Consider the following 13,418-nt stretch of genomic DNA (forward strand, 5'->3'; position numbering starts at 1 on the left):
GTCCTGACGGGTGAAGGGCTTGGCCAAAACCGGATATCCTTCCGGCACCTTGTTCGGGTCGGCATAGCCCGTCACCAGGAGGACGCGCAGGTCGGGGTGATGCTTGYGCGCGTGGTCGGCCAGTTCGAGGCCGGTCATTTCCGGCATGGCGAAATCGGCGACGAGCAAATCGACCTTGGGACTGCCCGACACGATCTTCAGAGCGGAAGGTCCGCTATGGGCCTCGATCACCTGGTGGCCCATCTCGTTGAGATAGGCCGCCGTCACCGAGCGCACCTCGACGTTGTCGTCGACGAGGAGGATCCGGGCCTTCGGGGTATCGACCGGTTCGGCGTTCGCCTCCTCCGCCGCCTGTTCGTGCGTCTGCGACGACTTGGCCAGATAGAGTTCGACCGTCGTGCCGCGCCCGATGGCGCTGTCGACGGTGACGACACCTCCCGATTGCTGCGCGAGGCCGTACACCATGGGCAGGCCGAGGCCCGTCCCCTTGCCGACTTCCTTCGTCGTGAAGAAGGGTTCGAACACGCGATGCAACACGTCTTCCGACATGCCCGTGCCGCTATCCGCGACGGAGACGACGACATAGTCGCCGCCCGCGAGATCCGCGATCTCGCCTTCCGCGACCGACGCGCTGCGCGTCGCCAGGGTCAGCGTGCCGCCGTCGGGCATCGCGTCGCGCGCGTTGATGCAGAGATTGAGGATCGCCAATTCGAGCTGGTCGGGATCGACCATCGCCGGACAGAGATCGCTTGCGAGATGCTTCTCGATCTTGACCACACCTCCGAGCGTGCGCGTCAAGAGATCGTTCATGTCGCTGATGACTTGATTGACGTCGACCGTGCGCAACCGCATGTCGCGCTGACGGCTGAAGCTGAGAAGCCGTTGCGTCAGCGACGCGCCGCGCTCTGCGGCGTAGATGGCGTTGTTGAGGAGGCGTGAAAGGCGTGGGTCGTCCGGCGCGCGGCGCGAAGCGAGATCGAGGCTGCCGAGAACGGCCATGAGCAGGTTGTTGAAATCATGCGCGACGCCGCCCGCCAACGTACCGAGCGCCTGCATCTTGTCGGCTTGGCGAAGACGCATTTCCATCATGCGGCGTTCGGTGATGTCGCGTTCGATCGTGGCGAGGTTGGTGACCGATCCGGCAGCGTCGAGAATGGGAATGCGCTGTGTGAGAATCCAGCGGCCGTTGCGATCGCTCGTCGGCTCTTCGGCGACACTCTCTGTCGGTCGCGCCGTTTCGATCGCCTCTTTGTCGGCGCGTTCGATTTCGATGCCGACTTCCGGCGCGACGAGATCGCTCTCAGTCTTGCCGATGCAGCTCTCGGCTATCGTTCCGAGGCCCGCAGCCTTGCTTGCATTCAAGCGGACGAAACGTCCGTCGCGGTCCTTGAACGAGATCTTGTCCGCGGTGCTCTCCATCAAGCCGCGCAGCAGCGAGCGTTCCGTGTTGAGCTCGCGTGCGAGCCGATGTCGCGCGTGCGCGGAAGCGACCATGCTCGTCAGCGTCGCCGGATCCCACGGCTTGGTGACGTAGGCCATGATGCGACCCTTGTTGACCGCGTCGATCACGGCCTTGAGGTCGGCATACCCCGTGAGAAGAATGGCCTGCGCCTGGCTGCGCGAGCGCGCCTGGGCGAGAAACTCGTCGCCAGCCATGTCGGGCATGCGCTGGTCGGAGATGATGACGCCGATCGTAGGATCGTCTTCCAGAACGCGGAGCGCGTCGCGGCCGGACGTCGCCGTCACCACCCGGTAATGGTCCTCGAACAAGTCTCCGAGGGCGATGAGTATATCCGGCTCGTCGTCGACGACCAAAATGGCGCCGCGCTCCAGATCCGCGCTGGCAGACGTGTTCATCGGATATTCCGTCGGGGGATCATGATGGTAAAGCACGCCCCTCCCTCAGGGCCGGTGCTGATGGCAATCGAGCCATCGTGGGCCTGAACAACGCTATAGGCTATTGCAAGACCAAGTCCAGTGCCGGCCCCGACGGGTTTGGTCGTGAAAAACGGCTCGAACACGCGCTCGCGCAATTCCTCGGGAATGCCGGGACCGTTGTCGGAGATGGTGATCGTATAAGTTGTGTCGTCGCTCTCGGTTTCAATGCTGATGACGCCGTTTTCGGTAATGGCGTCCGCGGCATTGCCGACGATGTTCATCACGACCTGATTCAGCAGCGCTGGCGAGCAATAGAGATCGGGCACGGCGTCGAAGCGGCGCCTGATCGCGATGCGGCTACCGAGCTTATGCCCCAGAAGAGCGAGAACCGTTTCGATCGATTCAGGAACATCGACGGTCTGGAACTCGCCTTCGTCGAGCCGCGAGAAACGCCGCAGATTGAGGACGAGATCCTGAATCCGCCCGAGGCCGAGTTTCATGGCGCGGATCCGTTCGCGCGACTTGCCCACTTTGTCGTCGAGGCCGAGGCCCTGCGGCATTTGCGCCTCGATATCGCCGAGAAGGCGATCGACCGTTCCCTGATGCGCGGAGATGTAGGCGAGCGGATTGTTGATCTCGTGCGTGATGCCGGCGACGAGCTCGCCGAGCGAGGCCATCTTGGCGGCCTGGACGAGCTGTGCCTGCGTTTCACGCAGTTGGTGATTGGCCTGCTCCAGCTCCTGGTTCGCCTTTTCGAGCGCGCCGGCGAGGGACGCGCGCGCCTCGGCGGCCGTTGCTTCCGTGCGGGCGCGTTCAAGGGCGAGTTCGCGCTGCCGGAGTTCGGCATCGATGCGCAGGTTTTCGTCCTGAAGGAGTTTGCGTCTGACGAGTGCGCGAATGCGCACCCGCATGACGTCGGGCTCCATGGACGCGGGGATGATGTCGTCGACGCCCGCGGCGAACGCTTCGGAGAGCGATTGGCTGCCCTCCTCGTTTCCGAGGCCGACGATGTAGAAGCTGGGCGCCTCCGCGCCAGGCAAGGAAGCGGCGCTGCGATACGTGTTGAGCTGGCGGCACAGTTCGATGCCGTCGAAATCCGGACTGAGGATGTTGACGATGACGCAATCCCAAGCCGCCGGCCGTGTGCTCACCAGCGTGATGGCTTCGTTGCGTTGGGCCGCATGCGTCACGTCGTAGCCCTCGCGGGAGAGCATTTCCTGCAGATACGCGCGGTATGTCGCGCTGCTGTCGACGATCAGGATTCCGGCGCGGCGAAAAGCGCTGAAGCTCGCACCGACGGTTTCCTCGTCTGCGCCTGACGATGCGCGACGCCGAAGCAATGCGCGGATGCGCAGGATGATCAGTTCCTGATCCGCGGATTTGGGAACGTAGGCGTCGGCTCCGCTTTCGAGACCCTGCCGCTCCATCGTGCGCTCGCGCGCCTCCGTCAGCATGATGACGGGGATGGCCCGGGTCCGCACGTTCAACCGGATCTGACGGGCGAGCTCGTCGCCGTTCATGCCCGGCAGATGATAATCGGCGATCACCAGATCGGGGAGTCGTTCGTTCAAGCTCTCGAGCGCGGTTTCGGCTGTCGTGTGCCACGCCACCTGAAAACCATTGGTCTGCAGAATGTGCTGGAGCTGCAGCGCCTGGGTTTCCGAATCCTCCACCAGGAGAAGACGGGCCGCGCGCGCTTCGAGGATGGTCTTCATGCGCCCGCCCCCTGTGCGACCTGCAACAGGCGCGGCGCGATCATGTCGAGAGGGAGATTGAGACGGACCGCACCGAGCTTCGCCGCTGCGGCCGGCATGCCGTAGACCACTGCCGAACTTTCGTCCTCCGCAAGCGTATACGCGCCGGCCCGGCGCATTTCCAGCAGGCCCTCCGCGCCGTCGTCGCCCATCCCGGTGAGAAGAACGCCCAACCCCCTGGAGCCGGCGGCGCGTGCCACGGATTGGAACAGCATTGTCGCGGACGGTCGCTGACTTCCGATCGGCGCAGCGGCGCTGATGGACAACGTGCCGGCGTCCGACAGGAGGAGGTGGCGATCGCCCGGCGCGACATAGACGTTGCCCGCCACGGGAATCTGGCCGTTCTGGGCGACGGAGACTTCGAGCGACGTCAATCCGTTCAGCCAGGACGCGAAGCCTTCCATGAAAGGTGCGCCCATATGCTGCACGAGCAGGACCGGCAGCGGAAAGGCGGCCGGCAATCCGCCGAGCACTTTGGCCAGTGCGGGCGGTCCCCCGGTCGATGCTGCGATGGCGAGGATCGTCGGATGGACGAGAGCCGGGGCCTCGTCGTACGCAAATGATCGGGACTCGCTCGCTTTGCTCCATTGATAGTCGCGGCGACGCACGACCGGAACCTCGCTCATGATGCGGAGCTGCGTGCAGATCGTGGAAGCGACCGCCTCATATCCCGCACTCGTGACGCCGACGGGCTTTTCGACGACGGACAGGGCGCCCGCGCGCAAGGCGTTCATCGAGATCTTCAGCGACGCGTCTTCGATCGCATCGGCGATAACGACGATGGGTGTCGGACGCTCCGCCATGATGCGGCGCGTCGCTTCGAGGCCGTCGATTCCCGGAAGGCGGATATCCATCGATATGACGTCGGGCTGAACGCGCGCAATCTCCTGCAGCGCCTCCTCCGCCGAGCCGACGGCGGCGGCGAGGATCAGGCGCGGGTCGCGGGCGATGATGTGAGCGAGGAGTTGCCGGACGACCAGCGAATCCTCCACCACCATCACACGTGTGCGTGGCTGCGGCGTCGACTTCATAACAATTGCCCGATTGTTCCCAGGAGCTCCCGTTGGTCGAATTTCTGCTTGGTTATATAAGCGCTCGCGCCGAGGTCGAGGCCGCGCCGAACATCCTCGGCGTCGGAGCGCGACGTCATCAGGATGACGGGGATCGCCGCGAGGCGTGAATCGTTCTTGACCGCCTGGAGCAGGGAGAAGCCGTCCATGCGCGGCATTTCCACGTCGGCGATGATGAGATCGACGATCGCCTCGCCCGAGCGCAGCAATGTCAGCGCCTCCAGTCCGTCGACGCTGAGGAGAACCCGGTATCCCTGGGCCTCCAGAATGCTCTTCTCCAGGGTTCGCGTGGTGATGGAATCGTCCACCACCAGAATCGTCGTCGATCGCTGTCGCGCATCCGGCGCCCGTTCCGCGAGACCCAGGCCGCTTCCGGCGAGGCGGCTCTCGTGACGCACCCAATGCGCGACGACGGCCTCGGGACTGAGCACCAGGGCCGGGACTTCGTTTTCGAGAACGACGGTACCGAAGACGAGATCGCCGAGGCCGATTGCCTCCACATCGCCGACGAGCATCGTGCGGACGTCGTGAAAGGCATTGACGGCGAGTGCGCAATGGCGCGCACCTTGTCGGACGAGAACCGTTTTCACGCTTCCCGCCTCGATAGGAATTTGAGCATCTGACGTCCCGGTGATGGCTGCAAGAGCGACAACTGGGACCATAACGTCCTCACCGGCGATATCGATCCTTAGGGCCGGGCGCCCTTCGACGCTTTCGATCTGAGTCGTCGGCGCGCGGATCAGCCGTTCGACGTTGTGGGTCGGAAGCGCGAACATGTGGCCGGCCGATTCCACGAGGAGGAGAGGTTGTCGCGCCGCCGTGAACGGAACCGACAGGAACACCTCGGTTCCAAACGGATAGCGCGCCCGCATGATCACCGAACCGCGCAGGTTCCCCACAGCCTCTGCGACGACCGAAAGGCCCATGCCGCGCCCGGCGAGGCGATCGACGGACGCCGCCGTCGAGAAGCCCGGTGCGAAGACGAGCGCGAGAAGCTGATCCGCCGCGGCGGCGGGCTGGCCCCAGCGCCGTTGTTCGAGAAGCCCGCGCTGCGTCGCGACCTCTTCGATGCGCGCGAGATCGGGGCCGCGGCCGTCATCCCGGATGCAGACGCTCAGCCGTCCGCCGTGGGAGGCGACTTCGAAAACCACTTCGGCCTGCGGCGGTTTCGCCTTTGCGACGCGCTCCTGCGGCAGCTCGACGCCATGACTGACGGCGTTGCGCAGAAGGTGCATGATCGGATCCTTCAACGCCTGAAGAACCCGTCTGTCCGCCTGGATATCGAAGCCGACCGTGCGCACGTGCACGTCCTTGCCCTCGCCTCGGGCGAGGTCGCGGACCATGTGGCCGAAGGTGCCGAACACCGTCTCGACCGAAACCAGGGACACCCGTTCGATGTTCTCGCGCACGCGTTGCGCCGAGCGATCGGTCGACGACGCCAGCTGCCGGTTCTGTCGGGACAAGGACGAGAACTTCCGGAACAGGCTTTTCAAATCCTGGTCGAAATCCTTCAGCTTGGGGCCGAAGCTTCGGGTGAGCGACGGCGTGTCGGTCTGTCCCGTCGTCCGGCTTGCGACCGCCGCGCCGGACATCTGCAGGTACAGATCGTCCCAACCTCGGCGCAGCCGCCGGATCTCGCCGTCGATCTGGTGCATGGCGTCGGAGACGATCTCTTCGGCTTGGAGATCGGCCATCAATTGGTGCATGGCGCTCGACAACGCCTCGATCTGCTCGGCGGCGACCCGTGCCGTTCCACCGCCCTCGGATGCAGGCGCATCGGACTGCTTGGGCGTCACGCCCTGCTCGCTCGCAGCCGCCACGGGCGCCGGCTTTTCCGCCGGCTTTTGAGTCACCCCGAGAAAGCGCTTCAGCGCCGCGAGCGCTTCCCCGGTCGCGGGCGTGATGGATGCGTCGGGCAGCCCCGCCACATAATCCTCGATCGCGTCGAGTCCGTTGCGAACGATCGTCGTCGCCGCCGGATCGAGAGCCCTCTCGCCGCTCTCGATCTGTGCGAGCAGCGTTTCGAGATAATGCGAGATCTCTTCGACGACGGGAAGATCGACGGCGCGGGATGCGCCCTTGAGACTGTGAGCGCGCCGAAAGACGTCGGTGGTGTCGATCGCCGCGCCTTGCTCGGCCCGATCGAGCGCGTGTCGGATGACGCGCAGGTGCTCGCGATGTTCGTCCTCGAACGCGGCGAGCAACTGTTGACGGATATCGGTCACGAGGAAGTCATCCCGTTGTCGGCGGCTGTCACAGGCGATAGCGGTCGGCGAGCACCAGAAGTTGCTGAGACAGATCGGAGAGATTGGCTGCGGCGGAATCGAGTTGCCGGGTGCCCGCCGCCGTCTGCTGGCTCGCCTGGCGAATATTCTGCAATGCGCCCATCACCTGCTCGATGCCCAGTTGCTGCTGGTTCGTCGATGCGACGATCTGTTGGAAGGTCTGCACGCTCTCCTGCACACGCTCGGAAATTTCGGTGATCGTCTGTTGGGTCACGTCGGCGCGTTCCTTGCCGGCGGTGACGCGCTTGACGGCTTCCTCGGTCAGCATGACGGAGGAATTGATGCCGCGCTGGATGTCGCCGAGGATGGAGCGGACCTGTGTCGTCGCTTCCTTGGCCTGGTCCGCGAGCACCTTCATCTCCGATGCGACGACGGCGAAGCTGCGTCCGTTCTCGCCGGCCGCCGCCGCTTCGATCGCCGCGTTGAGGGCGAGAAGATGCGAGCGCTCGGAAATGTCGTTGACCGTCGTGATGATTTCACCGACCGCCTGCGTCTTCTCGCTCAAGGCGACGATGTTCTCCGCCACCGTCTCGGCCTGATCGCGAATGGCGTCCATCGACTTCGCCGTCTCCTCGACGGCGCGCAGGCCCGAAGCGCTGGTCTGCGCGGTTGCCTGTGCGGCGGCAATGACCTCTTGCGCGCGTTTGCCGATCTGGGCGCCCGCATGAGTGATCTCGTCGACGGTGGCGGCGGTCTCCTGAACGGCTGCGAGCTGTTCTTCGACGCTGGCCGCTTGCTCCTGCGTCGAGGCGCGGATCTCGGCGGCCGAAGCGTTGAGATTCTCCGTCGCCTCTCGGCTCTGAATCGCGAGCTGTTTCAGGCCCTCGACCATGGTGTTGAGCGTGCGTCCGAGATGGCCCAATTCGTCGCGGCCCGTCGCCGCGGCTCTGCCGTTGAGTTCGCCGCGACCGACCCGTTCGACGAATTCCATGAAAGTGTTGAGCGGGTTGATGATCGACGAACGGATCGCATAGACGATGATCAGGCTGATCAGAGCGACGCCGAACAGGGCGACGATGATCGAGATGCGACTGTCTTCGTAGACCGCGCTGACACGACGCTGGCCGACCGAGATCGCGTCGTCGAGGACCTTGTCCGCCTTGTCGAGGGTTTGCAGCCAAGTGGCGCGGCTCGTCGAGACAGCCGCTTCGCCGGAGAGGACGCCGCCCAGATCGTTCGTCTGCATCGCCGCGAATTGCTTCTCGGTCGCCGCCTTGATCTGCCGAAGTTCCGCGTTCGCCGTATTGAGAAGATCGCCAATCTGTCGCCATGCGTCCGCCCGCTGGCTCGTCGCGGCCTGCGCACGCAGGTTGGCGAGCATGGTCACGGCTTCCGTCATGGCGGATTCGGTGAYGGTCGATTGCCGGTTCCAGCTGCTGATCGCTTCGTCGACGCGTGCTTGCTGCTGACCGAGCTGCGCGAGCAGGAACCGCGAAATCGCTTCCTCGCGTCGAGCCCGCAATTCGTTCTGCTCGTTGCGCACCTTTTCGAGGTTCCGCATGATCGAGAGGTCGCGGGACACGATGATTTCGGTCGTCTGCCGCACATCGTCGAGCTGACTCAGCGAGTAGAAGCCGAGCCCGACCATGAGGGCGACAATGAAGGCGAAGCCGAGGAAAATGCGATTCGCGATCGAGATCGTCACGTTAAGCTCCAAGAGGAAGAGTTGATTTGAGGAAAGGGCGCAGGAGACGATCGATGTCGACCAACGACACGATGCCTTCCTGGCCTGAAAAACCGGCTTGGACGATCGCTTGGCCGACGATCGCGTCGCCATCGCCCGTCGCGACTTCCGATGACAACGGGCTCACCGCATCGATGCCGTGGGCGCGGTCGACGCGGAGTGCGACGCGCGGATGGGTGCGGCGCAAGAGGACGAGGTGGCCGTCGGTCGCGGTGTCGCCGGTGCCCAGCGCAACGCCGAGATCGACGACGCTCACGAGATGCCCGCCGCGTCCGAAATAGCCGATCAGGCCGGGAACCGGATCGGCGGCAGGCACGGAATTGCGATAGGGCAGGACCTCGGCGACGGCTTCGACTGGCAATCCGATGCGCTCGCGCCCCGTCGCGCAGACGAGGACCTGAATCGTGCCGCTGTCCGCGCCGTCTTGGTTCTCGATGGCGGGGCGGGCGGCGAGGTCGCGGGTGCGCGCGTCGAGGATGTAACGCAGCCGCTCTTCGGCCGACATCACTGCCGTCCGGCCGATCTCCTTCAGCTTCTTGCGCAGTTGCTTGGCCATCGTCAGCGCCCATGCTCCAGGGCGGGCAGGGGCTCCAGATGGAGGCGAACGAGCTGCGTCATGTCGGCGGCGGTGACGCCGTCACCTTCCGCGAGTTGGTGGTCCGGCGGCAATGCAGCCACCAGCCGCGCCGCGTTGTGCATGGCCCGTTTCGCCAGAGCGCGCCGGCCTGAATCCAGCAGGAGAAGTCCGAGGTGATAATGCGCCATGACAAAGTTCTTATCGAGGTAAATGCCTCGACGAAAGGCCTTCTCGGCATCGTGGTGAAGATCTAATTGGCGGGCGAGGAGACCTTGGAAGAAATGGAGGGCGGGATCCAGAGGATGGTGCTCCAAAGCGTCGCTGCAAATGCGATACGCTTCTTCGATCTCCCCGCCATTCGCCTTGGCGCGCACCTCATCGAGGGGCGATGTACGATCCGCCGTATCGGGAAGCTTGGCCGTAACGCTAGGCTCGACTTTCTTTCGGCGGGCAGGCGTCGGCGATGCCGCCGGAAACGACTCCGCCGGTTTCGGGAAATCGGGGAAGGTCGGCGTCGTCTCAGGGTCGCGCTCGGGCGACCAGAACTCTTGCGCCGGTTCCGCCCCGTCCAAGGGCCGTCGATAGGCGGCGGTCCCGGGCAGATGGACGCTGTCCAGCAAAGTGGCGAACGTGGGATTGGGCTCCGCGTGGCCGATCAGCAGCCAGCCGCCCTCGACGAGACGGTCCCGCAGCGCCGCGACCAAATCCAGAACGGTATCGGGATGGAAGTAGATCAGGACGTTCCGGCACAGAACGAGGTCGAAATCGGTGAATTGCAGCGGGGAGGTTCCATCGACCAGCGTCATCAGATTGTGACGCTCGAAGCGAACCAGGGACCGGAATTCCCGCCGCAAATGCCAGCGCCCGCGCTCGTCCGACGGTGTGAAATAGCGGTCGAGATTGTCCGCGGGAATTGCCCGCAGCGCCCATTGTCCGAAAACGGCCTCGCGGGCGGCGGCGAGGAACGTCTCGTTGATGTCGGTGCCAACGATGCTGATGCGCCAATCGTCACGAGCCTCACCGAGAAGCTCCGACAGCAGGATCGCGAGGGAATAGGGTTCGGCGCCCGTGGCGCATCCGGCGCTCCAGATCCTGACCCTGCGCGTCTCTCGGTTGCGCTCCAGGATGCCCGGCAGGATGGTTTCGCGCAGGGCCGAGAACTGCTCCGCATAGCGGAAGAAGAAGGTCTCGCCGATGGTGATTTCGGCTTCGAGCCGCTTCCATTCGGTGTCGCCGATGCCGGGCAGATTCAAGCGCTCGATATAGGCCGCGCAATCTTTCGTGCCGGTGGCGTGAAGGCGTCGCAGAACACGCTCGAAAAGCAGGTCGTCCTTGTCGGCATAATAAAAATGGCCGGTGCGCGCGATGACGAGCGCCTTCAGGTGCGGAAAGTTCCTGTCGAGCGACGGGTCCGGGCGCGAACGGGCGGCAGCCTTCATCCCGTCGCCCACTCACCCAGCCGCTTCTGCGCCTGCACGTTCAATGCGCGCAAGCTCTCTTGCTCCTCCTCGAAGAGGACCCGGTCGAGAGACAGGAGATGAACGAGAGCGCCATCGACCGCGATCTCGGCTTCGACGCAGCCATTGAGGGTATCGCTGGGCGAAACCATGGACATCTGGTCGGCCGGAAGCGAGACGAGGTTGAGCACGCGGTCGACCATGAAAGCGGTCGGCTGCTTCTCGCCGGGGCGGCGGATGAGGATCAGGTGCCGGTAGATCCTGTCCTCTCCCTTTTCCTTCTTTGCCTCGAGGCCGAACAAGGCGCTCAACGACACCACCGGGATCGCGGCGCCGGCGAGATTGAAAAATCCGGCCACCGGGCGCGGCAGCCCCGGCGGACGCCAGAGGCGCGGCAGCGGAAGGAGTTCCTGGATTTCATGGCGTCGAAGGGCGCACGAGACGCCACCGACCTCGAACAGGATGATTTGCAGGTCCATGATTTGCAGGTCCGTCGCCATGGGAAATGAATCTCGTCCTCTCAGGCGCAACGGCACCGCTCGGAGACTATATTGGGCACAGGCAAGAAGAGCGCAACCGTGAGACGCGAGACGGTGTGCGTGGTGTCAGTATTGCCGGCTCGGCTGGGTCGCTTCGTGAACGGCATTGAGGCCGATATCCGCATCGGCGGAAAAGCCGGTGCGTTTGACCGCGAGAAAGACCTGTTCGGCGTCGTTGTAGCGGCCGAGCTTGTAATAGGACCAGCCGCGCAGCAGCATGAGGTCGTTCTGCTCGGGAACGATGCGGGCTCGTTCGCTCAAGGTCAGCAGCACTTCGACGGAACGCCCGGCGCGATAGGCCGCGACCGCCCTTTGGGCGAGAATGGTGGCGCTCAGTTCCGCCTGCCGTTTCGGATCTTGGGGTGCCTCGGTGGCGGCGATCGCCGCCTGCGCCGTCAGGTCTTTGCGCAGATAGGCCAGAGACTTGCCGTAGGCCGCATCCTGCTTGACCCGGCCGCTGCCCCTTCTGATCGCCTCGTCGAACGCGGTGACGGCCTCGAGAGGACGGTTGAGTTCCATGAGGCACCAGCCGAGCGCCATCGCCGAGGCGGGCGCGACCGTGCGCGGATTGCCGGTTCCGTCGCACTTGCCGGAGCGGCCGGATCCGCTCGATTGGCCGGTCGGGGCCGGCTGGCGCTGCGCCAGCGCTTCGCGGTCCCACGCTTCCACCTGTGCATCTTCCCTCGGACGCGTCCGCGCTGGGGCCGCCTCTTGGTTGGACCTCACCGATCCGGTCGGCTCGCGTTCGGGGAGATCGGCCGCCGTTTCGCCCGGGACGCGCGAAGCCGGCCTGCCGCTGGCGAGATCGGCGATCCGGCTCGAGCGGCCGCGCCAGGCGTTGACGATGCGCGCAAACCCGGCCTTGTCGTTGAGCCGCTGCGACGCCAGCGCCAGACCATACGCCGAGGGTTCGTCGTCCGCTTTCCAGGTCAGCGCCTTCTGGAACCATTCCCGCGCGGATCGGAATTGACCCGTATTGTAGGAATACCAGCCGAGAGCTTGACCGCCGTTGCTGAACTTCTGTCGTGTGATGACGGGGATCGCACGCGCGATCACCGTCGGGTCCACGCGCAGCGGGGGATCCTGGCTCAGGAGCGCCGTGATCACGTCCAGGTAGACGCTGAGATTCTCGGGAGATTTGTCACGCCATTCGTATGCGATGGCGTCGGCATCCACGAACTTGTCGAGCGCGCGGAGGGTCAACGCCATGCCTTCCGCCGCTTTCGCGCCGCCGTTGCGGCCGAGGGCGAGCTTGAACCACGTCTGTGCTTTCTGCGGCTGGGCATGGTGGTAATTGTACCAACCGAGCAGCAGCGCGTTGCCAGGGCCGTCGTCCTTCTCGGCCAGGCGCTCGACGATGGCGAGATCGTCCGCGGTGGCGGTCGCTTTCGGATCGGTCGAGATTTTCTCGACGCGCCGCCGCGCCAACTCGTCCCTCACCGCGGAGAAGTCGTCGGGCGTCCCGCCGTTCTTGCGCTCGAGTTTCAGCAGCTCGGTCACCTGCGCTTCCGGCAACACCGTCAGCGCTTTCTGCAAAGTCCCGAGCTGCTCCGCCGGGTCCTGGCAATTGCTCARGATGTACGTGTAGACATCCTTCGATCGCGTCTGCTGCTCGGTTTTTGMGAAGGCTTCGGCGACGCGCCAGAGCGTGTCGACATTGGCGCATGTGAGCAGGCTCGGCGCATCGGTGGCGATCGAGAGAACCGTGCGCCACTGGCCGCTGTCGGAAGCATTGGCCAGGCGCAATCGCGCCTCGGCGCTGTCGAGCGCCGCAGTGAGTTCGGCCGGCGGCTTCCATTGCGGATCGGACGCCGTGCGCTGGGCGATGGCCGCACGAACCTCGGCGATCTGACCGGCCGCGTAAAGCTTCCACATGCGGTCGATTTCAGGATCCGGCGCCGGGCCGGTCGGAGACGTCARCTGGCTGAGATCGTTCGGAGGCGTCCAGTTCGGATAGAGCGCGCGAAGGCGTGCGATTTCCGCATCCACACGACGCGTATCGCCTTGCGCCGCGAAGTAACGAAGCGCGGATTCATCCACTTGAACCTGAGGCACGGGTGCCGTGGCCGCGGGCGACGTCGCGGGCGCGGCGGGTGCAACAGGTGTCGGCGCCTGGGCGGTGATGGTGCCGTCATTCGTCAACACCGGACGCGACGATGCCGGCGCGTTCACGC

At 64.8% G+C, this 13,418-nt stretch carries 9 protein-coding genes; all 9 read right to left on the reverse strand.

The genetic code is table 11. The features are described 5' to 3' along the window. Nucleotides 1-1,857, reverse strand: a 1,857-nt coding sequence (locus AC1DT3_RS03850; RefSeq protein ID WP_477463923.1) for a response regulator, incomplete at its 3' end; no start/stop codon positions are given. Then, complete coding sequence (locus AC1DT3_RS03855) at nucleotides 1,854-3,593, reverse strand: response regulator (RefSeq protein ID WP_477463924.1); 1,740 nt, start codon at nucleotides 3,591-3,593, stop codon at nucleotides 1,854-1,856. The genes AC1DT3_RS03850 and AC1DT3_RS03855, both read right to left, overlap by 4 nt. Then, nucleotides 3,590-4,663, reverse strand: a complete 1,074-nt coding sequence (gene cheB, locus AC1DT3_RS03860; protein ID WP_477463925.1) for a chemotaxis-specific protein-glutamate methyltransferase CheB — start codon at nucleotides 4,661-4,663, stop codon at nucleotides 3,590-3,592. The genes AC1DT3_RS03855 and cheB overlap by 4 nt, the downstream gene beginning before the upstream one ends. Next, nucleotides 4,660-6,927, reverse strand: coding sequence for a hybrid sensor histidine kinase/response regulator (locus AC1DT3_RS03865; RefSeq protein ID WP_477463926.1), 2,268 nt, complete (start codon nucleotides 6,925-6,927; stop codon nucleotides 4,660-4,662). Before AC1DT3_RS03865 ends, cheB begins: the two co-directional genes overlap by 4 nt. 28 nt (nucleotides 6,928-6,955) lie before the next feature. Beyond that, complete coding sequence (locus tag AC1DT3_RS03870) at nucleotides 6,956-8,632, reverse strand: methyl-accepting chemotaxis protein (protein WP_477463927.1); 1,677 nt, start codon at nucleotides 8,630-8,632, stop codon at nucleotides 6,956-6,958. A 1-nt stretch (nucleotide 8,633) separates the two neighbouring features. Then, nucleotides 8,634-9,227 carry a chemotaxis protein CheW gene (locus tag AC1DT3_RS03875; RefSeq protein WP_477463928.1) on the reverse strand — a complete coding sequence of 198 codons (594 nt, stop codon included), beginning with the start codon at nucleotides 9,225-9,227 and terminating at the stop codon, nucleotides 8,634-8,636. Between the two features lie 2 nt (nucleotides 9,228-9,229). Next, complete coding sequence (locus tag AC1DT3_RS03880; protein ID WP_477463929.1) at nucleotides 9,230-10,699, reverse strand: CheR family methyltransferase; 1,470 nt, start codon at nucleotides 10,697-10,699, stop codon at nucleotides 9,230-9,232. Beyond that, complete coding sequence (locus AC1DT3_RS03885) at nucleotides 10,684-11,184, reverse strand: chemotaxis protein CheW (RefSeq protein WP_477463930.1); 501 nt, start codon at nucleotides 11,182-11,184, stop codon at nucleotides 10,684-10,686. Before AC1DT3_RS03885 ends, AC1DT3_RS03880 begins: the two co-directional genes overlap by 16 nt. A gap of 126 nt (nucleotides 11,185-11,310) precedes the next feature. Beyond that, a partial coding sequence (locus AC1DT3_RS03890; RefSeq protein WP_477463931.1) for a hypothetical protein occupies nucleotides 11,311-13,418 on the reverse strand: 2,108 nt, incomplete at its 5' end.

It is taken from the genome of Microvirga sp. P4_G7 (assembly GCF_056401005.1).

Excerpts from the sequence above, each read along its gene's own strand:
- AC1DT3_RS03885 (WP_477463930.1), bottom strand. The coding sequence starts at position 11,184 with ATGGACCTGCAAATCATCCTGTTCGAGGTCGGTGGCGTCTCGTGCGCC.
- cheB (WP_477463925.1), bottom strand. The coding sequence starts at position 4,663 with ATGAAGTCGACGCCGCAGCCACGCACACGTGTGATGGTGGTGGAGGAT.
- AC1DT3_RS03855 (WP_477463924.1), bottom strand. The coding sequence starts at position 3,593 with ATGAAGACCATCCTCGAAGCGCGCGCGGCCCGTCTTCTCCTGGTGGAG.
- AC1DT3_RS03875 (WP_477463928.1), bottom strand. The coding sequence starts at position 9,227 with ATGGCCAAGCAACTGCGCAAGAAGCTGAAGGAGATCGGCCGGACGGCA.